Annotated in this window: 26 protein-coding genes; 21 read left to right on the top strand and 5 right to left on the bottom strand. The window is 71.0% G+C overall.

The genetic code is table 11. The features are described 5' to 3' along the window. The first annotated feature begins 43 nt into the window (after positions 1-43). From ACFVAJ_RS00315 to ACFVAJ_RS00300, 4 genes are all read left to right on the top strand, one after another. A complete protein-coding gene (locus ACFVAJ_RS00315; protein ID WP_376940800.1) occupies positions 44-1150 on the top strand; it encodes an aldo/keto reductase in 1107 nt (368 codons plus the stop codon). 44 nt (positions 1151-1194) lie between these two features. Further along, positions 1195-2580, top strand: a complete 1386-nt coding sequence (locus ACFVAJ_RS00310; RefSeq protein WP_376940799.1) for a M16 family metallopeptidase — start codon at positions 1195-1197, stop codon at positions 2578-2580. Positions 2581-2609: 29 nt separating this feature from the next. After that, positions 2610-3212, top strand: coding sequence for a histidine phosphatase family protein (locus tag ACFVAJ_RS00305; RefSeq protein ID WP_376940797.1), 603 nt, complete (start codon positions 2610-2612; stop codon positions 3210-3212). Positions 3213-3355: 143 nt separating this feature from the next. After that, entirely contained in the window at positions 3356-3925 is a 570-nt protein-coding gene (locus ACFVAJ_RS00300; RefSeq protein WP_376940795.1) for a hypothetical protein, read from the top strand. A 52-nt stretch (positions 3926-3977) separates the two neighbouring features. Here ACFVAJ_RS00300 and ACFVAJ_RS00295 read toward each other — a convergent pair whose 3' ends face one another. Further along, positions 3978-4463: a GNAT family N-acetyltransferase gene (locus tag ACFVAJ_RS00295; protein WP_376940794.1), complete on the bottom strand. Its 486-nt coding sequence runs from the start codon at positions 4461-4463 to the stop codon at positions 3978-3980. Between the two features lie 36 nt (positions 4464-4499). Here ACFVAJ_RS00295 and dapB point away from each other — a divergent pair, with 36 nt between their 5' ends. Both dapB and ACFVAJ_RS00285 read left to right on the top strand, forming a co-directional pair. Continuing rightward, complete coding sequence (gene dapB, locus ACFVAJ_RS00290; protein WP_376940793.1) at positions 4500-5252, top strand: 4-hydroxy-tetrahydrodipicolinate reductase; 753 nt, start codon at positions 4500-4502, stop codon at positions 5250-5252. Next, on the top strand, positions 5249-5689 hold the full coding sequence (locus tag ACFVAJ_RS00285) for a hypothetical protein (protein WP_376940792.1): 441 nt from the start codon (positions 5249-5251) through the stop codon (positions 5687-5689). The genes dapB and ACFVAJ_RS00285 overlap by 4 nt, the downstream gene beginning before the upstream one ends. Here the strand turns inward: ACFVAJ_RS00285 and ACFVAJ_RS00280 are convergent. The 4 genes from ACFVAJ_RS00280 to ACFVAJ_RS00265 form a co-directional block, all read right to left on the bottom strand. Then, positions 5661-6566, bottom strand: coding sequence for a TIGR01777 family oxidoreductase (locus ACFVAJ_RS00280; RefSeq protein WP_376940790.1), 906 nt, complete (start codon positions 6564-6566; stop codon positions 5661-5663). The two genes, ACFVAJ_RS00285 and ACFVAJ_RS00280, sit on opposite strands and share 29 nt — an antisense overlap. 3 nt (positions 6567-6569) lie before the next feature. After that, positions 6570-6995 (bottom strand): OsmC family peroxiredoxin, encoded by a 426-nt coding sequence (locus ACFVAJ_RS00275; protein ID WP_157422698.1) that lies wholly within the window; start codon positions 6993-6995, stop codon positions 6570-6572. Positions 6996-7106: 111 nt separating this feature from the next. Then, positions 7107-7592, bottom strand: coding sequence for a DUF4395 domain-containing protein (locus ACFVAJ_RS00270; protein ID WP_376940789.1), 486 nt, complete (start codon positions 7590-7592; stop codon positions 7107-7109). Continuing rightward, positions 7576-8022 (bottom strand): TlpA family protein disulfide reductase, encoded by a 447-nt coding sequence (locus ACFVAJ_RS00265; RefSeq protein ID WP_376940788.1) that lies wholly within the window; start codon positions 8020-8022, stop codon positions 7576-7578. Before ACFVAJ_RS00265 ends, ACFVAJ_RS00270 begins: the two co-directional genes overlap by 17 nt. Before the next feature lie 91 nt (positions 8023-8113). On the opposite strand from ACFVAJ_RS00265, the gene ACFVAJ_RS00260 reads away from it, so the two are divergent. The 15 genes from ACFVAJ_RS00260 to miaB all read left to right on the top strand — a co-directional run bounded on the left by ACFVAJ_RS00260 (position 8114) and on the right by miaB (position 24974). After that, entirely contained in the window at positions 8114-8923 is an 810-nt protein-coding gene (locus ACFVAJ_RS00260) for a thymidylate synthase (protein ID WP_376940787.1), read from the top strand. Beyond that, a complete protein-coding gene (locus ACFVAJ_RS00255) occupies positions 8920-9480 on the top strand; it encodes a dihydrofolate reductase (RefSeq protein ID WP_376940786.1) in 561 nt (186 codons plus the stop codon). Before ACFVAJ_RS00260 ends, ACFVAJ_RS00255 begins: the two co-directional genes overlap by 4 nt. A gap of 337 nt (positions 9481-9817) precedes the next feature. Then, on the top strand, positions 9818-10687 hold the full coding sequence (locus ACFVAJ_RS00250) for a type IV toxin-antitoxin system AbiEi family antitoxin domain-containing protein (protein WP_376940785.1): 870 nt from the start codon (positions 9818-9820) through the stop codon (positions 10685-10687). 270 nt (positions 10688-10957) lie between these two features. Continuing rightward, positions 10958-11932, top strand: a complete 975-nt coding sequence (gene dapA, locus ACFVAJ_RS00245; protein WP_376940784.1) for a 4-hydroxy-tetrahydrodipicolinate synthase — start codon at positions 10958-10960, stop codon at positions 11930-11932. 86 nt (positions 11933-12018) lie between these two features. Then, positions 12019-13695, top strand: coding sequence for a ribonuclease J (locus ACFVAJ_RS00240; RefSeq protein ID WP_157422705.1), 1677 nt, complete (start codon positions 12019-12021; stop codon positions 13693-13695). Positions 13696-13803: 108 nt separating this feature from the next. Further along, positions 13804-14295, top strand: a complete 492-nt coding sequence (locus tag ACFVAJ_RS00235) for a GNAT family N-acetyltransferase (RefSeq protein WP_376940782.1) — start codon at positions 13804-13806, stop codon at positions 14293-14295. Positions 14296-14446: 151 nt separating this feature from the next. Beyond that, positions 14447-16084: a collagen-binding domain-containing protein gene (locus ACFVAJ_RS00230; RefSeq protein WP_376940780.1), complete on the top strand. Its 1638-nt coding sequence runs from the start codon at positions 14447-14449 to the stop codon at positions 16082-16084. A gap of 79 nt (positions 16085-16163) precedes the next feature. Next, entirely contained in the window at positions 16164-19091 is a 2928-nt protein-coding gene (locus ACFVAJ_RS00225; RefSeq protein WP_376940779.1) for a DNA translocase FtsK 4TM domain-containing protein, read from the top strand. 24 nt (positions 19092-19115) lie between these two features. Next, a complete protein-coding gene (gene pgsA / locus ACFVAJ_RS00220; RefSeq protein WP_376940778.1) occupies positions 19116-19718 on the top strand; it encodes a CDP-diacylglycerol--glycerol-3-phosphate 3-phosphatidyltransferase in 603 nt (200 codons plus the stop codon). A gap of 35 nt (positions 19719-19753) precedes the next feature. Continuing rightward, entirely contained in the window at positions 19754-20257 is a 504-nt protein-coding gene (locus ACFVAJ_RS00215) for a CinA family protein (protein ID WP_376942430.1), read from the top strand. Between the two features lie 276 nt (positions 20258-20533). Beyond that, positions 20534-20842, top strand: a complete 309-nt coding sequence (locus ACFVAJ_RS00210; RefSeq protein WP_130351053.1) for a helix-turn-helix domain-containing protein — start codon at positions 20534-20536, stop codon at positions 20840-20842. Between the two features lie 73 nt (positions 20843-20915). Then, positions 20916-21161: a DUF3046 domain-containing protein gene (locus ACFVAJ_RS00205; RefSeq protein WP_376940776.1), complete on the top strand. Its 246-nt coding sequence runs from the start codon at positions 20916-20918 to the stop codon at positions 21159-21161. 310 nt (positions 21162-21471) lie between these two features. Next, on the top strand, positions 21472-22539 hold the full coding sequence (gene recA, locus ACFVAJ_RS00200) for a recombinase RecA (protein WP_376940775.1): 1068 nt from the start codon (positions 21472-21474) through the stop codon (positions 22537-22539). 38 nt (positions 22540-22577) lie between these two features. Then, positions 22578-23363 (top strand): regulatory protein RecX, encoded by a 786-nt coding sequence (locus ACFVAJ_RS00195; protein WP_376940774.1) that lies wholly within the window; start codon positions 22578-22580, stop codon positions 23361-23363. A gap of 12 nt (positions 23364-23375) precedes the next feature. Further along, a complete protein-coding gene (gene miaB, locus ACFVAJ_RS00190; RefSeq protein ID WP_376940773.1) occupies positions 23376-24974 on the top strand; it encodes a tRNA (N6-isopentenyl adenosine(37)-C2)-methylthiotransferase MiaB in 1599 nt (532 codons plus the stop codon).

Here is a 24974-nt window from a genome sequence, read left to right as displayed (position 1 = left end):
CGCGTGCGTATCCTCGAAGCCAATCCTGGGGAGGAGGGGACGCGTGGCGAGACGACACAGCTACCGGCCGGGTTCGGCGAGCGTTGCGGGGGCAGCGGTCGCGGAGCTCGAGATCGACGAGTTCGCGAGCGAGGCGGGCACGGGGGCATCCGGCGCGAGCATGAGCGGCGACGTCGCACGCTCGCGCGTCGAGACGATCGCCTCCAACCCGCTGTCGGGACCGATCACGGTGCCCGCCAGGGTCGCGATCGGCGACACCGGACTCACGGCGCATCCGGTCGTGCTGGGCGCGAGCACCTTCGGGTGGACCCTCGGCGCCGAGCAGGCCTTCGCGGTGCTGGATCGCTTCGTCGCCGTCGGCGGCTCGCTCATCGACACGGCCGACAGCTACGCGGCCGGCCGCAGCGAGTCGATCATCGGCATGTGGATGGACTCGCGCGGGACTCGCGACCGTGTTCGCGTCATGACGAAGATCGGTCGTCACCCCGACGCCGCGGGCCTCGCGCCCGCGCAGATCAACGACGCGGTCGACGCGTCGCTCATGCGGCTGGGTGTCGAGCGCCTCGACCTCGTGCACTTCCACGGCGAAGACCCCGAGGTGCCCCTGGAGGAGAGCCTCGGTGCCGTCGACGCCCTCATCGCAGCTGGCAAGGTCGGCGCGATCGGCGCCTCCGACTTCGGCCCCGAGCGCCTCATCGAGGCCCGCGTGCTCGCCGCCAACGGACTGCCGCGCTTCACGACGCTCACGACCCGCTACAACCTCATGGAGCGGCGTCCCTTCGAGGGCGCACCCGAACTCGTCGCCCATGCGCAGGGCCTCGCGGTGCTCCCGTACTTCGCGCTCGCGAACGGCTTCCTCGGCGGCCAGGTGCGCCGGCGCGCCGACGTCAGGCACGACGCCCGCGGGGCGCGCCAGGCGCGCCACCTCGGACGCCGCGGCCACCGGGTGCTCGCCGCGCTCGACGCCGTGGCCTTCGCGCGGGGCGTGCAGCCCGCGACGATCGCCCTCGCCTGGCTGCTCGCGAAGCCGACGGTGGCGGCGCCCGTCGCGAGTGCGACGAGGCCCGAACAGGTCGACGCGCTGCTCGCCGCGGCGGCGGTCGAGCTCACCCGTTCCGAGCTCGTCGAACTCGATCGCGCCTCGTCGTGAACCCGACCCCGCATTCGGCGGGGGAGTGACATAGGCTGTTCAGGATGAACGGCGCCGTCGACCTCCCTCTCGGCCAGGCCGAGCTCTCCTTCGAGGCGACGGGGGGTTCGCGCGTGCGGCGTTCGGTGCTCCCGTCGGGGGTGCGCGTGCTCAGCGAGCAGGTGCCCGGCAGCCGCAGCGCCACGATCGGCTTCTGGGTCGCCGTCGGCTCGCGCGACGAGCAGCATGCGGATGCCTCGGGCCCCGCGAGCCTCGGATCGACGCACTTCCTCGAGCATCTCCTCTTCAAGGGCACTCCGAGCCGCACCGCGCTCGACATCGCGATCTCCTTCGACGCGGTCGGCGGCGAGCACAACGCGCTCACCGCGAAGGAGTACACCTGCTACTACGCCAAGGTGCAGGACCGCGACCTGCCGATGGCGATCAACGTGCTCGCCGACATGTTCACCTCCTCGCTCCTCGACCCAGACGAGTTCGAGACCGAACGCGGCGTGATCCTCGAGGAGCTGTCGATGGCGGGCGACGACCCTGCCGACGTCGCGAACGAGCGCTTCTTCCAGGCCGTGCTCGGCGCCCACCCGCTGGGCCGTCCGATCGGCGGCAACACCGGCACCATCCAGGCCGCCACCCGCGGCGCGGTCGCCGAGCACTACCGGGCCAACTACCGCCCGCAAGACCTCGTGGTGAGCGTCGCCGGCGCGGTCGACCACGACCAGCTCATCGCCGAGCTCGGCCGCGCCCTCACCGCCGGCGGCTGGGACCTCAGCGAGCCGGGCGAACCCGTCGCGCGTCGGGCGATCCTGCCCGCGGCACTCGCACCCGGGCAGCCGCTCACGGTCGTCGAACGCCCCACCGAGCAGGTGAACCTGCTGCTCGGCGCACCCGCGCTCGTCGCGACCGACGAACGCCGGGTGACCATGAGCGTCCTCAACGCGATCTTCGGCTCGGGCATGTCGTCCCGCCTGTTCCAGCAGATCCGCGAGCGGCGCGGCCTCGCGTACTCCGTCTACTCGTTCGCCCCGGCTTACTCCGACGCCGGTCTCTTCGGCATGTACGCGGGCTGCGCGCCGGCCAAGGCCGGCACCGTCGCCGAGCTCATGCGCGCGGAGCTCGAACGTCTCGCCCGCGACGGCGTGACGGCCGATGAGCTGCAGCGCGCCGGCGGCCAGCTCGCCGGGGCCTCGGCCCTCGCGCTCGAAGACTCCGACACCCGCATGTCGAGGCTCGGGCGTTCCGAGCTCACCCTCGGCGAATTCGTCGACCTCGATGAGGCGCTCCGGCGCGTTGCACGCGTCACCGCCGACGACGTGCAGGCGCTCGCGAGCGACCTCGCCGCCCAGCCGTTCTCGCTCGTCGCCGTCGGCGCGATCGACGAATCGGCGTTCACCGGCGCAGCCGATCAGCTCGCGCCGAGCACCGACGTCGCCTGAGCGACGCAACCCCCTACAGGAGCAAGCCCGTGGCCCATCACCTCTACCTCGTGCGACATGGCGAGCAGATCGACGCCGAGCACGGCCTTCCCGACGGGCCGCTGTCGCCCCGCGGCCGCCGCCAGGCCGAACTCCTCGCGGAACGCCTCGGCGGCGTCCCCTTCGATCGCGCCCTGCATTCGCCGCTGCAGCGCGCGACCGAGACGGCCGAGATCATCGCCTCGAAGATGCCGGCGCTCGACCCCGAGCCCTCGGCGCTGCTGTTCGACTGCATCCCGTCGGGCCCCGCCCCCGAGACGCCGAAGGTCTACGACCCGTTCTTCGGCTCGGTCACCGAGGAGGAGATCGAGGCCGGCAGCGCGCAGATGGCCGACGCCGTCGCGGAGTTCCTCCGTTCGCACCGCGAGGACCGGCACGAACTGCTGATCACCCACAACTTCGTCATCGGCTGGCTCGTGCGCGAGGCGCTCGGCGCACCCGACTGGCGCTGGGTGTCGATCAACCAGGCGAACTGCGGGCTGACGGTGCTCACCCAGAAGTCGGGCCGCCCGTGGAACCTGGTCGTGCACAACGACCTCGCACACCTGCCGCCCGAGCTGCGCTCGGGGCTGCCCGAGCCGTTCGCGATCTGAGTCGCCCCGGCGGTCGTACAGCGCGGCGCGTCGGGGCTCGGTCCTGGGGCCTGCTGCCGAACGAGTCGGCCGAGTTCGGGTTGGTGCTCGCACGGCTCGAATCGTTTCTGCGTCACGTCTCCGCGCGGTGCGAGGATTGTGCAATGAGCAGCCTGAGCGACGATGAGCGCCGTCTTCGGATCGCCAACGAAGCGTTCGCATTCATTGAAGGCGAGGTCCGTCCGTTCCTCGCAAGCGGCGGTCGGTTGTGGTCGAAGGGATCGAACGGCTACCCAAATCGACTTCGTCAGATGCTGCAGGGGCTGGACAAGGCCCATGACGTCGCGTTCGCGACGGATGATGCGATGCGACTCGAGCGCAATCAGCGAATAGTCGAGCACGTCATCCCGATGAAGCGGATCGTGATCGAGATTGTCGATCCTGGTCAGGCGGACCCGCGCTCGAACTCGGGGAATGCCCCGATCGCGGGTGGCCCAGCTACATCTCCGGCTCATCTGCTCGCGATCTTCGACACTCTTCTGAAGAAGTGCTGGGTCACCACCGATGAGCACGATCGGCTGAATCGCGCGGGCCGAAGCTTCCAATGGGACGCGCCCGATGGCGACGGATGGTCCAGATACACGCAAGCAGGGGTCGTTCCGCATCGATTGGGGGAGCAGGGCGAAAAGAGCCGCGACTCATCGCTCATATCTCCCGAAGAGGACGTGATCTGACGCACCGCGGCGGTAGCGCGACGCGATCATCGGTACGGGCTGGAGCCGCGCCTCAGACCCGCTTGCCGAACCAGTCGGTCGCGTTCGGGTTGGCGTTGTACGGCTCGATGGGGGAGTACCCCGCCGAGCGGTAGAGGCCGCCCGCGGCCTCGAGGTTCGCGTTCGTGTCGAGCACGAGCTCCTGCGCGCCGAACTCGACCGCACGCCGCTCGAGCTCCTCGAGCAGCCTGCGTCCCTCGCCGCGGCCGCGCGCCGCCGGGGCCAGCCACAGGTGCTTCACCTCGAAGCGCACCTCGTAGGTCTCGGGGCGCCGCTGGATGCGCCGCACGCCGCCGCAGCCGACGAGCTCGCCGCCCTGCTCGTCGTCCACCACGACGACGAACACCCCGGCGGGCGGCGTGAACTGCGCGGCATCCGGAAATGTCGGCCGGTACTCGCCCTGTTCGGCGGGGAAGCCGAGCGCACGCTCGGCGAAGTAGGCCTCGAGCAGGGCGTGGGCGTCGTGGTCGGTGACGGCGGCGTCGCGGAATCGCAGCATGCCTCGAGCATATTGGCCGCTTGCTAGGCTGGCCCGGTGACGATCAAGGTCGCCGTGGCCGGAGCCACGGGCAAGATGGGGCAGCTGGCGATCCGACTCATCGAGGCGGCTGACGACTTCGAACTGCACGCCGCGCTCGACTCCCGTTCGAGCCTCGACGAGATGCTCGGCGCCGATGTCGCGTTCGACGTGACGCATCCGGCTGCGAGCCAGTCGATCGTCGAGTTCGCGGTGGAGGCCGGCATCCCGATCGTCGTCGGCACCTCGGGGTGGTCGAGCGATCGGATCGCCGAGATCGCCCGTTCGGTGCGCGCCCGCGACGACGCGCGCGGCGTGCTCTTCGTGCCGAACTTCTCGATCGGCAGCGTGCTGGCGACCGCGTTCTCGGCGCTCGCCGCCCCCTATTTCGACTCGATCGAGATCATCGAGGTCCACCACGCGGGCAAGGTCGACTCGCCCTCGGGCACCGCGGTGCGCACGGCCGAGCTCATCGGCGAGGGCCGTGGCGCGGCCGGTCCGGTCGCGGCGCCCCACGCCGACCAGCGCGCCCGGGGTCAGCTCGTCTCGGGCGTGCCCGTGCACAGCCTCCGCATGTCGGGCGTGCTCGCCGAGCAGCGGGTCATCATGGGCGGCGACGGCGAGACGCTCTCGTTCACGCACTCAACGCTCTCGCCGAGCTCGTACGAGTCCGGCATCCTGCTCGCGCTGCGGCGCGCGCCCGAGGCATCCGGGGTCACCGTCGGCCTCGACGCCCTGCTCGACCTCGGCCTGCCCGGCGCGATCCGATGACGATCAAGGCGGGCGCGCTGCTCATGGCCGCCCTGCTCGCGCTCTACCTCGCCCTCGTCGGCTGGCGCGCCGTGCAGTTCATCACGACCGGCGACCCGGTCGCCGTCGCGATGGGCGTCGCGCTCATCGTGCTCCCCCTCATCGCCGTGTGGGCGCTGTGGCGCGAGCTCGCGTTCGGCATCCGCTCGCAGGCGCTGATGAAGCGGCTCGAGGCCGAGGGCGGGCTCGAGCTCGGGCTTCCCGTGCTGCCGAGCGGCCGCCCCGACCGCGCCGCAGCCGGCGCCGAGTTCGCCCGCTTCAAGGCCGATGCCGAGGCCGAACCCGACTCGTGGCGCGCCTGGCTTCGACTCGGGCTCGTGTACGACGCGGCCGGCGACCGGCGCCGCGCGCGACAGGCCGTGCGGCAGGCTATCGAGCTCGATCGGGCTTCGCGCTGAGCATCGCCTCGAGCGCCGACTCGACGGTCGGGTGCGTGAAGCGGTAGCCGTCGTCGATGAGGCGCTGGGGCCTGACCTTCTGGCTCGAGAGCAGCAGCTCGTCGGCTGCGCGGCCGAGCGCGAGCTCGAGCATGCGCTCGGGCACGGCGAAGGCGTAGGGCCGTTTCATGCGCTCGGCCATCGCCGTCATCACGCGGTCGGCGGTCGCGGGCGTGGGTCCCGTGAAGTTGACCGGCCCCGACAGCTTCGAGTCGAGCAGGTGCACGAGCCCGCCCACCTCGTCGTCGAGCGCGACCCACGGCCAGTGCTGGCCGCCGGTGCCGAGCCGTCCTGAGACGCCCATCTTCGTCAGCGTGCCGACGCGTTGCATCGCCCCGCCCTGCCCGACCACGAGGCCCGTGCGCACGTTCACCGTGCGCGTCTCCTCAGGTGCGAGCATCGCCGCCTGCTCCCATTTGGCGACGACCTCGGCGAGGAAGCCGGTGCCGGCGCTCGAGTACTCGGTGAGCAGCTCACCGGGCCGGTCGCCGTAGTAGCCGACCGCCGAGGCGCTGAGGAACACCGACGGGGGGTTGCGCGACTTGCGCATCGCATCGGCGAGCGTGCGGGTGACGCCGATGCGCGAGTCGAGGATCTCGCCGCGGTAGCCCTTCGTCCAGGGCAGTCGCGCGAGCGAGGCGCCCGCGAGGTTCACGACGGCGTCGACGCGGTCCATCACCGTGAAGTCGATGATGCCCGCGGCCGGCGACCACGACACCTCGTCGTCGGCCTGCGCCCGCCGCCGCACGAGTCGGACGACCTCATGACCCTCGTCGCGCAGCCGCTCGACGAGCGGCGCGCCGATGAACCCCGAGGCGCCGGCGATCAGGACGCGCATCGCTCAGGCGAGTTCGGCTTCGATCGTGATCGGGATGCCGGCGAGCGCCTGAGAGATCGGGCAGCCCGCCTTCGCGTCGTTCGCGAAGGCCTCGAACTCGGCCTCGCTGAGGCCGGGCACGCGGGCGCTCACGAGCAGATGGCTGCCGAGCACGCCCTTGCCGGCCTCGAAGGTCACCGCGGCCGTCGTCTGGATGCTCTCGGCGGGGTTGCCGGCCTGGGCGAGTGCGAGCGAGAGCGCCATCGAGAAGCAGGAGGAGTGCGCCGCGGCGAGCAGTTCTTCGGGGTTCGTCGTGTTCGCCACGCCCTCGGAACGGGCCTTCCAGTTGACGGGGAAGCTCGCGAGCCCCGAGGAGTCGAGGCCGACTTCGCCCGAGCCCTCGAAGAGCGTGCCCTTCCAGACGGTCGTCGCTTCACTCGTGATTGCCATCGGGTTCCTCCACTTCGAGCCGGAACCTCAGCCTACCGGGGCAGTGGTCCGCCGCGGCGAGTGGATTCGCCGTCGTGGCGGCGTGCTCGCGCATGGCCGGATGCCTCGTGCTCACGCCGTGCGGATCACCCGCGCCCGCACCAGCAGGAGGTACAGCTGGCAGCCGAGGCAGAAGTCGAAGGCGGCGTTGAGGAACGCCGCGATGAACGCCGCACCCGCCGCGATCGGCACCGCGTAGGGCACGCCGAGGAGGGCGAGGATGACGCCGGCCGCCGCCACGGCGAAGCCGACGCCCTGGGCGAAGGTCGGGGGCCGAGGGTCCTCGAGCTCGGCGGGCGGCGCGAGCCGCGGCCGCACGAACTTCGCGAACAGGAGCCCGAAGGGATGGCGGCGGATGCCGGCGAACGCCCCCCACGCGAAGAGCGCCGTGAGTGCGACGAGCAACCAGAAGGCCGCCGTCGCGGCGCCCGCGACGGCGAGCACGACCGTCACGAGCAGCAGGGTGGCGGTGATCGCCGCCCCGAAGCGCGGACCGCGGGGGTCGATGCCGCGCTCGGCCGTGGCCGGCTCGGCGGTGCGGTCAGTGGATGCCGACATGGTTCCTCCCGAGGATGTCGTCGAGTCGGGCGCGCACCACCTCGGCGCGCGGCGCCCCGCCGATGCGGGCGCGCTCGACGCCGTCGGCGTCGAGGAGCAGCGTCGTGGGGGTCTGGCTGATCCGGAACCGCGCGGCGAGGTCGGCCCGATGGGTGAGGTCGATCTCGACGTGACGGGTGCCGGGCTCGTCGTCGGCGATCGCGCCGAGCAGGCGCGCCGTCGCCGGGCAGCGGCTGCAGAACTCGGTCGAGAACTGCACGAGCGTCGCCTGCTCGCCGAAGCCGCCCACCGCCACCCCGATCTCGCCGGGGCGCACCCGCGCGCCCGAGCCGCGCACCGCGCGACCCTGTGCCGCGCGCCAGACGAGGCCCGTGACCGTCGCCACGGCGACGAGCGCGGCGCCGATCGCGAGCGCGGGCAGAAGGTCCATGGTCAGAGCGTAGGCAGCGCCGACCATGACACGGCGACTGTGACGGCGGATGACGGCACCGCGGAGCATCCTCGGGGTTAGCCTTGATGCGATGGCCGAGACGATCACGACCCCGTACGAAGACCTCCTGCGCGACGTGCTCGAGCACGGCACGCCGAAGACCGACCGCACCGGCACCGGCACGCGCAGCGTCTTCGGGCGCCAGCTGCGGTTCGACCTCGCCGAGGGGTTCCCCCTCGTCACGACGAAGCGCGTGCACTTCAAGTCGATCGCGTACGAGCTCCTCTGGTTCCTGCAGGGCTCGTCGAACGTCGGCTGGCTGCGCGAGCACGGCGTCACCATCTGGGACGAGTGGGCCGACGCGCAGGGCGAGCTCGGCCCGGTCTACGGGGTGCAGTGGCGCTCGTGGCCGACGCCCTCGGGCGAGGTCATCGACCAGATCGCCGACGTCGTCGCGCAGATCCGCGAGAACCCCGACTCGCGCCGGCTGATCGTCTCGGCGTGGAACCCCGCCGACATCCCCGACATGGCCCTCGCCCCCTGCCACGCGCTGTTCCAGTTCTACGTCGCCGACGGCAAGCTTTCGTGCCAGCTGTACCAGCGCAGCGCCGACCTCTTCCTCGGCGTGCCGTTCAACATCGCCTCCTACGCGCTGCTCACCCACATGGTCGCCGCGCAGACGGGCCTCGGGGTCGGCGACTTCGTCTGGACGGGCGGCGACTGCCACATCTACGACAACCACGTCGAGCAGGTGCGCGAGCAGCTCACGAGAGCTCCGTATGCGCCGCCGACCCTGCGACTCACGCGCACGCCCGCGTCGATCTTCGACTACGAGTACGACGACTTCGTGGTCGAGGGCTACGAGCACCACCCGGCGATCCGCGCCGCCGTCGCCGTATGAGCGCGGATGCCTCGGCGCCGACCCGCTCGGACGCCTCGGCGTCGCTGCGCATCGGGCTGGTGTGGGCAGAGGCCGAGGGCGGGGTCATCGGCCGCGACGGCGGCATGCCCTGGCACGTGCCCGAAGACCTGGCGCACTTCAAGGCGGTGACCCTCGGCGCACCCGTGATCATGGGACGCAAGACCTGGGACTCGCTGTCGCCCAGGTACCGGCCGTTGCCCGGGCGCCGCAACATCGTCGTCACCCGGCAGCACGACTGGGCCGACGATGGCGCAGAACGTGCGGGCTCGCTCGACGAGGCGCTCGCGCTCGCCGCGGGTGCGGGCGACGTCTGGGTCATCGGCGGCGGGCAGCTGTTCGCCGAGGCGATCGACCGTGCCGTCCGTCTCGAGGTGACCGAACTGGAGCACCCCGACGGCTTCTCGCCCGAGCCCGGTGACGTGCTGGCCCCGGCCGTGCCGGCCGGCTTCTCGCTCGTGGCCGCCGACCCGGCCGACGGCATGCACACCTCCCGCACCGGCGTCCGTTACCGCTTCCTCACCTACCGCCGCGCCTGACCGATCGGGCGGGGACCCTTGGCGCGACACGCCCCCCCCGACACGCTCAGTGGTGAGGGGCGGAGCGAGTTGCAGGACGATACGCGCAACACGCCGATGGAACGGGCAGCCTCCCTGATCGCGTCCTGCGACTCGCCACACTGCTCGGGGAGCGAGGAGCGAGTCGCGGGACCGTACGGGCGACGCGCCGCCGGGCGGGCGCGTTTCCTCGATCGGCTCCTTCGACTCGGCGAAGGTGCCGTCGGTCACGGTTCCTCCACAGCCCGCTCTCGCACGCGTTCCGCACCATCCACCCGAACGCGGGGACAGTCGCAGCCGCGGTCGGCAGGATCGTGGCATGCGCACTCACACGGTCGAGGTTCGCCGGTGGTGCGAAAGCCTCGGCGGAGTTGCACGCACCGCTGAGCTCGCCCGCGTCGGCGTCGATCGACACTCCCTCCGAGCAGCACTCGACGCGGGCGAAGTGCGGCGCGTGCGCGAAGGGGTGTACGCGACTCCCGACACCGGTGCCGACGTCATCACCGCGGTGCTCCACGGCGGCACGCTGGGGTGCGTCAGCCGGCTGCAGGCCGAAGGACTCTGGCTCATCGATCGCGACGATCGCGTCCACGTGTCGATGCCCCCGACTGGGCGCCGCCGGCCGCACGATGACTGCGAGTGCGCCATCCACTGGACCGCGAGCACGAACCGCGGCGGCATGGCCTCGATCGGTGATGCGCTCGTGCAGGTGCTCCAGTGTCAGGGCGCCGAGCATTTCTTCGTCGCACTCGAATCCGCGATGCGCGAACGTCGGTTGTCGAGATCCGAGTTGCAGCGGCTTCGGGGGCGGCTGCAGATTCGGCATCGTCATCTCGTCGACTTCGCACGATGGGACGCCGACAGCGGTCTCGAGTCGTTGCTCCGACTCCGGCTTCGACCGTCCGGCCTTGATCCTGCGTCCCAGGTTCGCATTCCCGGAGTCGGGCGCGTCGACTTCGTCCTCGATGACCTCATCGTCATCGAGGTCGACGGCGTGCCCGGCCACGCGGATTCGCCGGGCTCACGGCACAAGGACCTCGTGCGCGATGCGGTCGCTTCGGCGCACGGGCTCGAGACATTGCGTTTCGACTACGCGCTCGTGGTGTACGACTGGCCGCTCGTCGAGGCGGCGATTCTCGCTGCGGTCGACCGGGCTCGTCGGCGACGTGCTCGACGAGTCGTCGGTTGAGCTGGTTCCCCGTCGGCCGTATCCGGGCGTGTCGCAGGCCTGATCCTTCGACACGCCACGGTGCGCCGTGGACGATGCGGGTGAGTTGACGAGTCGCAGGAGCATCCGGCGCGAAGCGGCCCCGACAACGGCGTGTCGCCAGTCCGGTCCTGCAACTCGACGCACGGCGCGGCGTGTGGCGCCGGGCAGGTGCCGGATCGCAGCGCTGCACGGCGACACCGCGCGCAACCCCGCCCCGAGGCATCCGCTCGAACCGATACGCTGGTGGGCGTGACTCAAGAGAACCCCTTCGGACAAGTGCTCGTCGCGCTCGTCACGCCGTTCACGGCGGACGGCGAGGTCGATTGGCCCGGGGTCGAGAAGCACATCGATCACCTCATCGAGGGCGGTGCCGACGGCATCGTCGTCACCGGCACCACCGGTGAGACGTCGACCCTCACCGACCCCGAGAAGATCCGGCTCGTCGAGGTCGGAAAAGACGTCGCGGCGGGGCGCGCGAAGATCATCACGGGCGGCGGCTCGAACGAGACCGCCCACGCGATCGAGCTCTACAAGCACTCCGAGCAGGCCGGCGCCGACGGCATCATGATCGTCACGCCGTACTACAACAAGCCGACCCAGGCCGGCATCCTGACCCACTTCAGGATGGTCGCCGACGCGACCGACCTGCCGGTGATCCTCTACGACATCCCCGGCCGCACCGGTGTGCCGATCAAGTACGAGACGATCCTGCGGCTCGCGAAGCACCCGAACATCCTCGCCGTGAAAGACGCCAAGGGCGACTTCTCCGAGGTCAGCAGGGTGCTGAACCAGACCGACCTCATGTACTTCTCGGGCGACGACGCGAACGTGCTGCCGCACCTCGCGATCGGCGCGACGGGGCTCATCGGCGTCACGGCGAACATCGCCCCGGCGCCGTACCGCACGATCGTCGACGCGGTGAACCGCGGCGACCTGAAGGCGGCCACCGAGGCGCACCAGCAGCTCGAGCCGCTCGTGCGCGCCGTCATGACGCACGTGCCGGGCACGGTCGCGGCGAAGTACATCCTGCACGGCCTCGGACGCATCTCGAGCCCGCGGGTGCGCCTGCCCCTCGTCGGTCCCGAAGAGTGGGAGGCCGCGCTCATCGAGGACGAGATCGACCTCGTGAGCGGCATCCCGGGCGTCGACTTCCACAACTTCCGACCCGACCGCAACGCCGCCGCCGGCGGCGCCCTGCCGAAGGTGGCCGGCACCACCCGCTGAGCGGGGGGCGGTCCACCTCACCACGAGACATCCGCGGCGCCGTGAGCGTCGCACCGAACTGAACACCGCAACGTAAGGAGGGCACTGTGCCCGACACCGTCATCGATCCCGCTCCGCTCGCAGCAGGGACGCTCCGCATCATCCCGATCGGCGGCCTCGGAGAGGTCGGCCGCAATATGACGAGCTACGAGATCGACGGCAAGATCCTCATCGTCGACTGCGGCGTGCTCTTCCCCGAAGAGCACCAGCCGGGCGTCGACCTGATCCTGCCCGACTTCGGATTCCTCCGCGACCGCATCGACGACATCGTCGGCGTCGTGCTGACCCACGGCCACGAGGACCACATCGGCGCGGTGCCCTACCTCCTGAAGCTCCGCCGCGACATCCCCCTGATCGGCTCCCAGCTGACGCTCGCGCTCGTCGAGGCGAAGCTCAAGGAGCACCGCATCGCGCCCTACACCCACACGGTGAAGGAGGGGCAGCACGAGGAGCTCGGCCCGTTCGACCTCGAGTTCGTCGCGGTGAACCACTCGATCCCCGATGCGCTCGCCGTCGCGATCATCACCGACGCGGGCACGGTGCTCGCGACGGGCGACTTCAAGATGGACCAGCTGCCGCTCGACGGCCGCCTCACCGACCTGCGCGAGTTCGCGCGGCTCGGTGAAGAGGGCGTCGACCTGTTCATGGTCGACTCCACGAACGCGGATGTCCCGGGCTTCACGCCGCTCGAGCGCGAGATCGGCCCCGTGCTCGACCAGGTGATCTCGCGGGCGACGAAGAAGGTCGTCGTGGCGAGCTTCTCGAGCCACGTGCACCGCGTGCAGCAGGTGCTCGACGCTGCCCACGCGAACGGGCGTCGCGTGGCCCTCCTCGGCCGCAGCATGGTGCGCAACATGACGATCGCCGCCGACCTCGGCTACCTCAACGTGCCGGCGGGCGTGCTCGTCGACTACAAGAAGGCCGGCGACATCCCCGACGACAAGATCGTCTACATGTCGACGGGCTCGCAGGGCGAGCCGATGGCGGTGCTCAGCCGCATGGCGAACCGCGACCACCAGATCGAGATCAGCGAGGGCGACACGGTGATCCTCGCCTCGAGCCTCATCCCGGGCAACGAGAACGCGGTCTACCGCGTCATCGACGGGCTGACGAAGCTCGGCGCGAACGTCGTGCACAAGGCCAACGCGAAGGTGCACGTCTCGGGCCACGCCGCGGCGGGCGAGCTGCTCTACTGCTACAACATCCTGAAGCCGGCGAATGTGCTGCCGATCCACGGCGAGTACCGTCACCTGCAGGCGAACGCGAAGCTCGCCCGCGACACCGGCATTCCGGCCGAGAACGTCTTCATCGGCGAGAACGGCACGGTCTACGACATGACCGACGGCGTCGTGCGCGAGGCCGGCCAGCTCGACCTCGGCTTCGTCTACGTCGACGGGTCGACGGTCGGCGAGATCACCGACGCCGACCTCAAGGATCGCCGCATCCTCGGCGAAGAGGGCTTCATCTCGGTCATCGTCGTCGTGGATGCCACGACCGGGCGCGTCATCTCGGGCCCCGAGATCCACGCCCGCGGCTTCGCCGAGGACGACGCCGTGTTCGAGGACGTCAAGCCGAAGATCGTGGCGGCCCTCGCCGACGCCGCGCAGAACGGGGTGCGCGATTCGCACGCCCTGCAGCAGCTCGTGCGTCGCACGCTCGGCACGTGGGTGAACCGGCGCCTGCGCCGTCGCCCGATGCTCGTGCCGCTCGTCATCGAGGCGTAGGCGAGTCGCCCGCGGTCACGGGCCCCGCCTGCGGGCGGGTCCGTGATCGGGTGTCGCTCCGCGTCACGCGAAACACGGACGAAACACCTCGGTCGTAGCATCCGCCGCATGTCGACGTTCACGCTGCGCCCAGCCGCCCCCTCCGACGGGGCGTTCCTCGCCGACATGGTCGTCGAGGCGGCGAACTGGCGGCAGGGCGCGACGCGGCCGCGGCCCGACGTGCTCGCCGACCCGATCTCGCGCGGCTACATCGCCGGCTGGCAGCGGCCCGCCGATCGCGGCGTGGTCGCCGTCGACGAGGGCGGACGCCCGGTCGGCGCGGCCTGGTACCGCCTGTTCTCGGTCGAGCAGCGCGCACACGGCTTCGTGGCGACCGGCGTGCCCGAGCTGATCATCGGGGTGCGCCCGTTGTGGCGGGCGCAGGGCGTCGGGCGGGCGCTGCTGCAGGGGCTCGCGGATGCCGCGCGCTCGGCCGGGTTCGCGAGGCTGACGCTCTCCGTCGAGCACGGCAACTTCGCCGGGGTGCTCTACCGCTCGGAGGGGTTCGCCGTCGTCGAGACGGTCGGCGGGCGCGACACCATGGTGCGCACGCTCGCCTGAGCTGAACGGGCGAGTTGCTGCGTCGCTCCGGTTGTTCGTCGAGCACGCGGATACGATGGGAGTCGCGCACCGACGCTCGTCGAACCCGAGGTTTCCCGAACGACGACCACTGGGAGTGGCCGGGTCGTGCGCGCGCTCTGGGGGGAGATGCATGTCACGCAACAGCCGAAGCGGTCGCCTCGTCGCGACGATCGCCGCACTCGGCGTCGTCCTGGCCGCACCCGCGGCCGTGGGCTTCGGCGAGGTCTCGACGGCGCACGCCGCGACGCCCGAGTCGTTCAACCCGTTCGTCGCGGCGGGCGGCTATTCGATCTACGCGCGCGGCGACGCGGATCTCGGCGGCAGTGAGACCGAGGGAGCGGTCGCCGTGGGCGGCACGTTCAGCGTGCGCGCGGGCAGCACCTACCCGGTCATCCACTTCACGGCCGGCACGGCCGACTACGAGATCCCGACGGTGGACGGCGACCCGACCCGGCTGCTGATCGGCTCCTACGACGCGTCGTCGGACGGCCGAGTCCAGATCTCGAACGCCGGAAGCGGGGGAGACCCCGCCCGTGACGGCATCCTCAAGGTCGTCGACGGCGATCCGGCGTTCGGCTATTTCGAGCGCGGCGGGTTCACCCGCTACCGGCTGTCCGCGGCCGGAGCGGACGATCCGCCCCTCATCGACGTGGCGGCGCTCCCCTTCGTCTCGGCGGCCGAGTCCGAGGCCGCCATCACGACGGAGCTGCCGGCGGTGGCCGACTACGTCGAGGCCGACATGACCTGGACGTACGACGAGGCCGCCCAGTGCCTCGCCGACGTCGCCGACCCGGCGAACGGACTCGCCGCGTTCCCGACGATCCTCGAGGAGTCGGGCGGGCGGCTCGTGCTCACCGGGGTCGCGACCGATCGGCCCAACGTCGTGACGTACGAGGATCGCGGCGCCATCCAGGTCCAGTTCGAGCCGTTCGTGCAACTCGGTCCGACCAACCCGCTGATCGTCCGGGTTCCTGCGGGAACCACCGTGATCAAGGCGCCGTTCGGAGCTGAGGGCGCGACGAAGAACTACATCTTCTACGACCTGAGCGCGGTGACCGGCGCCGTGACGATCGAGTCCGCCGTCGGCGAGGGACGCATCGACGGTTCGATCTACGCGCCGAACGTCGATCTCACCGTGGGCGGATCGCCGCTCGACGGCCAGGTGATCTCCGACGATCTCGCGACGAGCCTCGGCAGCGGCGAGACCCACGCGTACTTCTTCAAGGGCGAGGTGCCGTGCGCCACGACACCCGGAAGCAGCACGTTCACGATCGAGAAGACGTTGAGCGGTGCGGCAGCCGGTCTCGTGCCCGATGGCACGGTGTTCGTCGTCGACTACGTCCGAGACGGCGTCGACGCGGGTTCGCTCGTGATCCCGTTCGGTCAGACGGTGGTCATCGCCGACCTGCCGCCGGGCACCGTCATCGCGCTGACCGAGGTCGAATACCCCGACATCGACGGGGTCGTCTGGGGCACGCCGACCTGGACGGTCGACGGCGTCGTCCTCGAGCCCGACGCCGATGGAACGGTCTCGTTCACGGTCGGTGAGAGTTCGATGGTCTCGATCGAGCTCGACAACTTCGCGAACGCGCCGACCACGCCGCCGACGACCCCGCCGGAGACGCCGGCGCCCCCGGCAGGTGGCGGAGGCGAACTCGCGGAGTCGGGTATCGAGACCGGGGTGTGGTCCGTGCTCGGGGGCGGAGCCCTGCTGCTCGGGGTGCTCCTCGCCGCCGCGGCCCGGCGTCGCCGCGTCGAGCGCGGCTGACGCCCGAGCGGACAGCGGATCGCAGACACTCGCCCGGTGATGCGGGCGAGGGTCGGCTGTCGGCCGTAACGTTGACCCCATGGCTACGAGCACCAAGTCGAACGGGCGCGCCTCGGGCACTTCCCGCGGCAGTGGCTCGCGCACGGCCCCGACCAAGAAGCTGCCCGCGCAGTCGACGCGGGGAGCCGCGGCGAAGAAGCCCGCGGCGGGGCAGCAGGCGGGTCCGAACCTCCTGGTGAAGGCGTGGATGGGCCTCGCCCATCTCTCGGGCGGCGCGGCACGCGCGCTCGGCCCCGAGACGCTCAGCAAAGAGGAGCGCCGCGACGGCCTGCCGTTCTTCATCGTGGTGCTCGCGATCGCCGGTGCCGTCGTCGAGTGGTTCTTCATCAACGAGCCGGTCGCGCAGACCCTCGACTCGTGGAGCTTCGGCGGACTGTTCGGCCGGGTCGCGTTCGCGCTCCCGGTCATCATGCTGATCTTCGCCGTCTGGCTGTTCCGGCACCCGAGTTCGGTGCACGACAACACGCGCATCGGCATCGGGCTCGGCATCCTGCTCGTGAGCGTCTCCGCGCTCTGCCACATCTTCGGCGGGCAGCCGGCGCCGAGCGAGGGCATGGCCGTGCTCGCGCGCGCCGGCGGCATCCTCGGGTGGATGCTGGCCACCCCGCTCATCCTGCTCCTCACCGAGGTGGGTGCGACGATCGTCGTGATCCTCCTCGTGCTGCTGGCGCTCCTCATCATCACCAAGACGCCGCCGAACCGCATTCCGGCGCGGTTCCGCGAGCTGTACGCCTGGCTGTTCGGGGCGCCCGAGGAGGCGGAGCAGCCCCAGGCGGAGCCGAAGCCCTCGCGGCGCGAACGGCGCAAGAGCGTGCAGACCGAACTCGACGGCATCGACGGCGATGGCGACGACGAGGCCGAGCCGGCCGGGCTCCTGCCGTGGTGGCGGCGCAACGCCTCCAACCGCGAGGAGGACCCCGAGTTCGAGGCGCCCGGTGTGGAGGGCCTCACCGAGGTGTTCGGCCAGGGATCGGCGGCGGGCAGCTTCGACAGCCCCATCGAGGGCGCCGGCGGCGGTGCGGTCGCGGGGGAGTACGGCTCCGAGGTGCTCGGCGACCTCGAGCGCGCCGAGTCGGCGCTGCAGCAGTTCACGGGCGAGGCGCCGCAGGCGGGTCGCGGGCTCCGCGGCGACGATGCCGGCGCGACGCAGGTGGTGCCCCTCTACGACGCGGCCGCCGACTTCGGCGACGATCAGGGCGGCGCGGCAGGCGGCGCCGGCGCCGAGGCATCCGAGTTCGACGGCATCGGCGACGACGCACCCGAGCGCCCGTACTTCCTCCCGTCGGCGTCGACGCTCGCGGCGGGTCCGCCCGCGAAGACGCGCTCGCAGGCGAACGACGAGGTCGTGCGCCAGATCACCGGGGTGCTCGAGCAGTTCTCGGTGGACGCGAAGGTCACGGGCTTCTCGCGCGGCCCGACCGTCACGCAGTACGAGATCGAGCTCGGCCCGGGCGTGAAGGTCGAACGCGTCACCGCGCTCTCGAAGAACCTCTCGTACGCCGTCGCCTCGAACGAGGTGCGCATCCTCTCGCCCATCCCGGGCAAGAGCGCGATCGGCGTCGAGATCCCGAACGCCGACCGCGAGACCGTGACGCTCGGCGACGTCCTGCGCTCGCAGGCCTCCGTGGGTGCGAAGCACCCGATGACGATCGGCGTCGGAAAGGACGTGGGCGGCGGCTACGTCGTCGCGAACCTCGCGAAGATGCCGCACCTCCTCGTCGCCGGCTCCACCGGCTCGGGCAAGTCGAGCTTCGTGAACTCCATGATCACGAGCCTGCTGATGCGGGCGAAGCCCTCCGACGTGCGCATGGTGCTCATCGACCCGAAGCGCGTCGAGCTGGCACCGTACGCCGGGGTGCCGCACCTGATCACGCCCATCATCACGAACCCGAAGAAGGCGGCCGAGGCGCTGCAGTGGGTCGTGAAGGAGATGGACATGCGGTACGACGACCTCGCGTCGTTCGGGTTCCGCCACATCGACGACTTCAACAAGGCCGTCGTGAACGACGAGATCATCCTGCCCGCCGGCAGCGAGCGCCGCCTCAAGCCGTACCCGTACCTGCTGGTCGTCGTCGACGAGCTCGCCGACCTCATGATGGTCGCCCCGCGCGACGTCGAGGACTCGATCGTGCGCATCACGCAGCTCGCGCGCGCCTCGGGCATCCACCTCGTGCTCGCGACGCAGCGACCCTCGGTCGACGTCGTCACCGGCCTCATCAAGGCCAACGTGCCGTCGCGGCTCGCGTTCGCAGTGACGAGCGTCACCGACTCCCGGGTCATCCTCGACCAGCCGGGCGCCGACAAGCTGATCGGCCAGGGCGACGCCCTCTTCCTGCCGATGGGGGCGTCGAAGCCGCTGCGCGTGCAGGGCGCCTGGGTCACCGAGGCCGAGATCGAGAAGGTCGTCACGCACGTCACGCGCCAGGCGCGCCCCGAGTACCGGCAGGATGTCGCGGCCGCCGTCGAACGCAAGGAGATCGACTCCGACATCGGCGACGACCTCGAGCTGCTGCTCGCCGCGGCCGAGCTCGTGGTGTCGACCCAGTTCGGCTCGACCTCGATGCTGCAGCGCAAGCTCCGCGTCGGCTTCGCCAAGGCCGGGCGCCTGATGGACCTGCTCGAGTCGCGCGAGATCGTCGGACCCTCGGAAGGATCGAAGGCGCGCGATGTGCTCGTGACGGCCGAGCAGCTGCCGGGCGTGCTGGCGCGTCTCCGCGGCGAGGAGCCCGCGGGCGGTGCCGGGGGCGGAGCGGGCGCTGCTGCGCCGCAGGCGTCCGGGGCCGGCCAGTCGACCCAGGGCCCGCTCGGCGGCGCGCCCGCCCCGACCGAGGCGTACGACGCACCCGATGCGCGCTACGACGACCCGCTCGCCCGCCAGATGGAGGGCCTGCCCGAGGTCGAGGCCGACGGCGACGAGGACGCGTGGGGGCTCACCGGTCGCGACTGATCGGCGGCCGCTATCCTTGGGCGTATGACCTCCTCCGCCGGCACCCCCGGGCGATCGGCGAACTGGAATCTCCCCAACGCCATCACCGTCGTGCGCATCCTCGCCGCGCCCGTCTTCTTCTGGCTGCTCCTCGCCGATGACGGCGCCGACGGCCCGCTGCGCTGGTGGGCGGCGGCGCTGTTCATCGTCGCGATCGCGACCGACGGCATCGACGGGCACATCGCCCGTTCGCGCGGGCTGATCACCGACCTCGGCAAGATCCTCGACCCGATCGCCGACAAGCTCCTGACGAGCGGTGCCCTCGTGTGCCTCTCGATCCTCGGCGAACTGTGGTGGTGGGTGACGATCCTCATCATCGTGCGCGAGGTCGGCATCACGGTGTGGCGCCTCGTCGAGCTGCGTCGGGGCAACGTCGTGCCGGCCTCCTCGGGCGGCAAGCTCAAGACCGTCGTGCAGGCGGTGGCGATCTCGCTCGCGCTCGTGCCGCTGTGGACGATCGTCGGCGACTGGATCCTGTGGGTGAACTGGGCGGTCATGGGCCTCGCGCTCGTGCTCACGCTCTGGTCGGGCCTGCTCTACGTCCGCGACGCGGTGCGCCTCGCGCGGGGCGCGGGCGCCGCGAGCTGAGGAGCGTCGTCGTGAACGCCGACGCGGGCGACCGGATGCCTCCCGTCGAGGCGTCGACCAAGTCGCTCATCGAGCTGCTCACCCGGCGAGGCCTGCGCGTCGCCGTCGCCGAGTCGCTCACGGGCGGGCTCGCCACGGCCGAGCTCACCTCGGTGCCGGGCGCCTCGGCAGTGGTCTCCGGCGGCGTCGTGGCCTACGACACCGCCGTGAAGCGCTCGCTGCTCGGGGTCGACGACGTGCTGCTCGATCGCGAGGGCCCGGTGCACCCCGAGGTCGCCCGCCAGATGGCGCGCGGCGTGCGGACGGCGCTCGCGATCGACGGGCGCCCGGCCGACCTCGGCCTCGCGACGACGGGGGTCGCGGGTCCCGACTGGCAGGGCGGCCGCCCGCCCGGCACGGTGTACCTGGGCCTGTCGTTCGGCGACGGCGACGAGGCCGAGGCGACCGAGCTCGCGCTCTCGGGCGACCGTGCCGAGATCCGCCGGGCGACGGTGCTGGCGCTCGTCGAGCACGCGCTCCGCCGCCTCGGCGCCGACTGATCGGTCGTGGCAGCCGAGAGCGCTGTTCGGGGCGCTGAAGCGCCGAAAGGCGCGCTTCGAGGCATCCGGAGGCGACCCGATCACCGCCGCGCTGCCCGCTTGGGAGGAAGAACGGAGATAGCGGAATAGTCTTCGTGAACACCCTGTTACATGTGGCAGGTTCACACGAAAGCCCCAGTGTGCGACGCTAGATTGGAAGCCACGAGCATCAGGTAGACTGACGCTCCCGTTTCCGGCTCCGGCGGAGTCGAAGGCAGTGTAGAAGGAGGTTCCCCGATGGTTCTGGTTCGACAGGAGATCGGCGACGTGTTGAGGGACTTCCGCCTGCAGAAGGGGCGAACGCTCCGGCAGGTCGCGTCCAAGGCGAGCGTGGCCCTGGGCTACCTGAGCGAGGTCGAGCGGGGTCAGAAAGAGGCCTCCTCCGAGATCCTCGCCTCGGTCGCCGAGGCGCTCGACACGCCCATCTCGGTGATCATGCACGAGGTCGGCGACCGCATCGCGGTGCTCGAGGGGCTCTCCGTGGTCCCCGACAGCCTGCCCGACGAGCTCGTCGCCGAGTTCGACGCCGACATGATGGTCCGCTGAGCACGGCGACCCGATCGTTTTCTCGTGCTTCGGCCGGTCTTCGGACCGGCCGAAGCCATGTCCGGGAGGTTCCGTGAAGCTCAGCGAATTCCAGATCGCCGTCGACGCCGAGTTCGGCGCGGGGTACGGCGGGGTCGTCGTGAACGACCTCGTGCTCGCCTCGCTCGGCGGGCGCACGGCGAACGAAGCGCTCGCCGCGGGCGTGCGGCCGCGCGAGGTCTGGCTCGCGCTCTGCGAGGCGACGGATGTCCCCGAGTCGCACCGGCACGGCGCAGGGCGCCCGATGCCGGGGGAGGCGCGGGGCGCTTCGGGGCGCTGACGCCGCCCGCGCCGTCGGCGTTGTTCGTGCATCCCGTTCCGAAGACGCGTTCGACACGCGGAGTGTCGGTTCGAACATCCGTTCGGGTTCTGCGTTAGGCTCCTCAACAGCAGGAGGAACGACGCATCCCTCCACATGCCGGCCCGAGAGGGCCTCGGATGTCGGTGGTCGACCATACGGTCGAAGCGTCGGAACACACCGCAAACGCCTTGTCGCGAGACGCCGCGGGTCAGCACCGGTCAGCCGGGGCCCGCAACGTGGAACGACAGCCTAGAGGCAGCAGCACACGAGCATCGAAGGAGCCCACATCATGGCATCACCCGCAGACCGCGAGAAGTCACTCGAAGCCGCACTCGCGCAGATCGACCGCCAGTTCGGCAAGGGGTCGGTCATGCGCCTCGGCAGCGAAGACCGCGCGCCCGTCGAGGTCATCCCCACCGGTTCGATCGCCCTCGACGTCGCTCTCGGCGTCGGTGGTCTCCCGCGCGGCCGCATCGTCGAGATCTACGGCCCCGAGTCCTCGGGCAAGACGACGCTCACGCTGCACGCGATCGCCAACGCCCAGCGCGCCGGCGGCATCGCCGCCTTCGTCGACGCCGAGCACGCGCTCGACCCCGAGTACGCGAAGAAGCTGGGCGTCGACATCGACGCGCTGCTCGTCTCGCAGCCCGACACGGGTGAGCAGGCGCTCGAGATCGCCGACATGCTCGTGCGCTCCGGCTCGATCGATCTCATCGTCATCGACTCCGTCGCGGCGCTCGTGCCCCGCGCCGAGATCGAGGGCGAGATGGGCGACTCGCACGTCGGCCTCCAGGCCCGACTCATGTCGCAGGCGCTGCGCAAGCTGACCGGTGGGCTCAACCAGACGAACACCACGATGATCTTCATCAACCAGCTCCGCGAGAAGATCGGCGTGTTCTTCGGCAGCCCCGAGACGACCGCCGGCGGCAAGGCGCTGAAGTTCTACGCCTCGGTCCGCCTCGACATCCGCCGCATCGAGACCCTGAAAGACGGCACCGAGGCGGTCGGCAACCGCACCCGCGTGAAGATCGTCAAGAACAAGATGGCGCCGCCCTTCAAGCAGGCCGAGTTCGACATCCTCTACGGGGTCGGCATCTCCCGCGAGGGCAGCCTCATCGACTACGGCGTCGACCAGGGCATCGTCAAGAAGTCGGGCGCCTGGTATACCTACGACGGCGACCAGCTCGGTCAGGGCAAGGAGAACGCCCGCAACTTCCTGCTGCAGAACCCCGACATCGCCGCCGACATCGAGCAGAAGATCCTCGTCAAGCTCGGCATCGGCCAGGCGGGTGCCGCGGCCGCGACCACGGCGCCGGCGAACGTCGAGTCGATCACCGCGAAGCGCAAGGGCGCCTGAGCGGCGAGCAGCACCAGATGACCGGGGAGGGGAGCGATATGCACGACCCGTCGGCCGAGCACCTCGCCCCGGTCACCTACCTGCCGTGGGTGCGGCATGACGCCGCGCCCCCGGCCGAAGAACGTCCCGGTGAGGCGGGTACGGCGCGTCGATCTGCACCGGCGCGCCGGCCTCGCCGGGCATCCGAGGCGTTCGCCGAGCACGCCGCAGGCAACGAGGTTCCCGACCGCTGGTTCGGCGAAGAGGAGCCGAGTGAGCCGGTCGCTGCTCGCGACACGGGCTCGAAACGGTCGCGAGCCGCCCGTGGTTCCCGCTTCGGCAGCGCCCCCGACGGTGAACCCGACGAGTCGGGCGTCGAGCGCGACGCGCGCATCGACCGGCTCGTCGTCTCGCGGCTGAGCCGCTCCGCGCTCTCGGTCTCCGAGGTGCGTTCGGTGCTCGCCGAACACGGGCTCGACGAGTCCGAGGTCGAGGAGTGGATCGAGCGCTACGAGCGGCTCGGCTACCTCGACGACGCGCGGCTCGCCGAGCAGCTGGTGCACAGCCAGGGCGTGCGGCGAGGCAAAGGCAGCGGCGCACTCCTGCAGGAGCTCGGGCGTCGCGGCGTCGACCAGTCGGTCGCGCGGGCCGCCGTCGAAGACCTCGACCCCGAGACCGAACTCGAGAACGCCCGCGTCGTCGCCGAGCGCCGGGCACGTCAGCTCCGCGGCCTCGACCGCCAGACGGCCGAGCGCCGCCTCTCGGCGTTCCTCCAGCGCCGAGGGTATCCCGGCGACATCGTGCGCGAGGCGGTGACGGCGGCACTGTCCGGCGAGGGCTCGTAAACTGGTGCGATCATGAGCACCATTCACGAGGTCGTCCGCGCCGGGGCGACGACGCCTGCGCCGCGCACCTACGAGGTCCGCACCTTCGGGTGCCAGATGAACGTCCACGACTCCGAGCGCCTCAGCGGCTCGCTCGAGGCGGCGGGCTACGTGCCGGCCGACGGCAGCGAACCCGACATCGTGGTCATCAACACCTGCGCCGTGCGCGAGAACGCCGACAACAAGCTCTACGGCAACCTCGGCCATCTCGCGGGGGTCAAGCGTCGCCACGCGGGCATGCAGATCGCCGTCGGCGGCTGCCTCGCCCAGAAGGACAAGAACCTCATCCTCGAGAAGGCGCCCTGGGTCGACGTCGTGTTCGGCACGCACAACATGGGCGCGCTGCCGAGCCTCCTCGAGCGGGCGCGCCACAACGACGAGGCGCAGCTCGAGATCCTCGACGCCCTCGAGGTGTTCCCCTCGACGCTGCCGACGAAGCGCGACTCGAGCTACAGCGGCTGGGTCTCGATCTCGGTCGGCTGCAACAACACCTGCACCTTCTGCATCGTGCCGGCGCTCCGCGGCAAGGAGAAGGACCGCCGCCCGGGCGAGATCCTCGCGGAGATCCAGGCGCTCGTCGACGACGGCGCGATCGAGGTGACCCTGCTCGGTCAGAACGTGAACTCCTACGGCGTCGAGTTCGGCGACCGCCAGGCGTTCGGCAAGCTGCTGCGCGCGGCCGGTCAGATCGAGGGCCTCGAGCGCATCCGCTTCACGAGCCCGCACCCCGCGGCGTTCACCGACGACGTGATCGACGCGATGGCCGAGACGCCCAACGTGATGCCGCAGCTGCACATGCCGCTCCAGTCGGGTTCCGACCGCATCCTCAAGGCGATGCGCCGTTCGTACCGCTCCGAGAGGTTCCTCGGCATCCTCGACCGCGTGCGCGCGAAGATCCCGAACGCGGCGATCTCGACCGACATCATCGTCGGTTTCCCGGGCGAGACTGAGGAGGACTTCCTCGAGACCATGCGGGTCGTCGAGGCGGCTCGGTTCGCCTCGGCGTTCACCTTCCAGTACTCGATCCGCCCGGGCACCCCAGCGGCGACGATGGAGGACCAGGTGCCGAAGGAGGTCGTGCAGGAGCGCTACGAGCGGCTCATCGCCCTGCAGGAGCGCATCTCCTGGGAAGAGAATCAGAAGCTCTCAGGCCACGCCGTCGAGGTGCTCGTCGCCAACGGCGAGGGCAAGAAGGACGCCGAGACGCACCGTCTCAGCGGCCGCGCCGAAGACAGCCGCCTCGTGCATTTCGAGGTGCCCGCGGGCTCCGAACTGCCGCGCCCGGGCGACGTCGTGTCGGTCGTCATCACGCAGGCCGCGCCGTTCCACCTCATCGCCGACTCCACCGACGACGCGCCGCTGAGGGTGCGGCGCACCCGCGCGGGCGACGCGTGGGATCGTGCGCAGGCCGAGAGCTGCGGCGTGCCGGCTGCGGGCGCCGGCGAGGGTTCGTCGACGCCGGGCCGGGTCTCGCTCGGCCTTCCGTCGTTGCGCGTGCGCGGCGGCGAGCCGCTCGTGTCGCCGGGCGTCGGCACGATGCCGATCTACGACCCCACCGACGGTCAGCGCTGA

The organism is Agromyces sp. NPDC057679 (assembly GCF_042799635.1).
Classification (GTDB): domain Bacteria; phylum Actinomycetota; class Actinomycetes; order Actinomycetales; family Microbacteriaceae; genus Agromyces.
This window is presented reverse-complemented; position numbering and strand designations above follow the sequence as displayed.

Excerpts from the sequence above, each read along its gene's own strand:
- ACFVAJ_RS00310 (WP_376940799.1), top strand. The coding sequence starts at position 1,195 with ATGAACGGCGCCGTCGACCTCCCTCTCGGCCAGGCCGAGCTCTCCTTC.
- ACFVAJ_RS00300 (WP_376940795.1), top strand. The coding sequence starts at position 3,356 with ATGAGCAGCCTGAGCGACGATGAGCGCCGTCTTCGGATCGCCAACGAA.
- ACFVAJ_RS00295 (WP_376940794.1), bottom strand. The coding sequence starts at position 4,463 with ATGCTGCGATTCCGCGACGCCGCCGTCACCGACCACGACGCCCACGCC.
- ACFVAJ_RS00285 (WP_376940792.1), top strand. The coding sequence starts at position 5,249 with ATGACGATCAAGGCGGGCGCGCTGCTCATGGCCGCCCTGCTCGCGCTC.
- ACFVAJ_RS00280 (WP_376940790.1), bottom strand. The coding sequence starts at position 6,566 with ATGCGCGTCCTGATCGCCGGCGCCTCGGGGTTCATCGGCGCGCCGCTC.
- ACFVAJ_RS00275 (WP_157422698.1), bottom strand. The coding sequence starts at position 6,995 with ATGGCAATCACGAGTGAAGCGACGACCGTCTGGAAGGGCACGCTCTTC.
- ACFVAJ_RS00270 (WP_376940789.1), bottom strand. The coding sequence starts at position 7,592 with ATGTCGGCATCCACTGACCGCACCGCCGAGCCGGCCACGGCCGAGCGC.
- ACFVAJ_RS00265 (WP_376940788.1), bottom strand. The coding sequence starts at position 8,022 with ATGGACCTTCTGCCCGCGCTCGCGATCGGCGCCGCGCTCGTCGCCGTG.
- ACFVAJ_RS00260 (WP_376940787.1), top strand. The coding sequence starts at position 8,114 with ATGGCCGAGACGATCACGACCCCGTACGAAGACCTCCTGCGCGACGTG.
- ACFVAJ_RS00255 (WP_376940786.1), top strand. The coding sequence starts at position 8,920 with ATGAGCGCGGATGCCTCGGCGCCGACCCGCTCGGACGCCTCGGCGTCG.
- ACFVAJ_RS00250 (WP_376940785.1), top strand. The coding sequence starts at position 9,818 with ATGCGCACTCACACGGTCGAGGTTCGCCGGTGGTGCGAAAGCCTCGGC.
- ACFVAJ_RS00235 (WP_376940782.1), top strand. The coding sequence starts at position 13,804 with ATGTCGACGTTCACGCTGCGCCCAGCCGCCCCCTCCGACGGGGCGTTC.
- ACFVAJ_RS00230 (WP_376940780.1), top strand. The coding sequence starts at position 14,447 with ATGTCACGCAACAGCCGAAGCGGTCGCCTCGTCGCGACGATCGCCGCA.
- ACFVAJ_RS00225 (WP_376940779.1), top strand. The coding sequence starts at position 16,164 with ATGGCTACGAGCACCAAGTCGAACGGGCGCGCCTCGGGCACTTCCCGC.
- pgsA (WP_376940778.1), top strand. The coding sequence starts at position 19,116 with ATGACCTCCTCCGCCGGCACCCCCGGGCGATCGGCGAACTGGAATCTC.
- ACFVAJ_RS00215 (WP_376942430.1), top strand. The coding sequence starts at position 19,754 with ATGCCTCCCGTCGAGGCGTCGACCAAGTCGCTCATCGAGCTGCTCACC.
- ACFVAJ_RS00210 (WP_130351053.1), top strand. The coding sequence starts at position 20,534 with ATGGTTCTGGTTCGACAGGAGATCGGCGACGTGTTGAGGGACTTCCGC.
- recA (WP_376940775.1), top strand. The coding sequence starts at position 21,472 with ATGGCATCACCCGCAGACCGCGAGAAGTCACTCGAAGCCGCACTCGCG.
- ACFVAJ_RS00195 (WP_376940774.1), top strand. The coding sequence starts at position 22,578 with ATGCACGACCCGTCGGCCGAGCACCTCGCCCCGGTCACCTACCTGCCG.
- miaB (WP_376940773.1), top strand. The coding sequence starts at position 23,376 with ATGAGCACCATTCACGAGGTCGTCCGCGCCGGGGCGACGACGCCTGCG.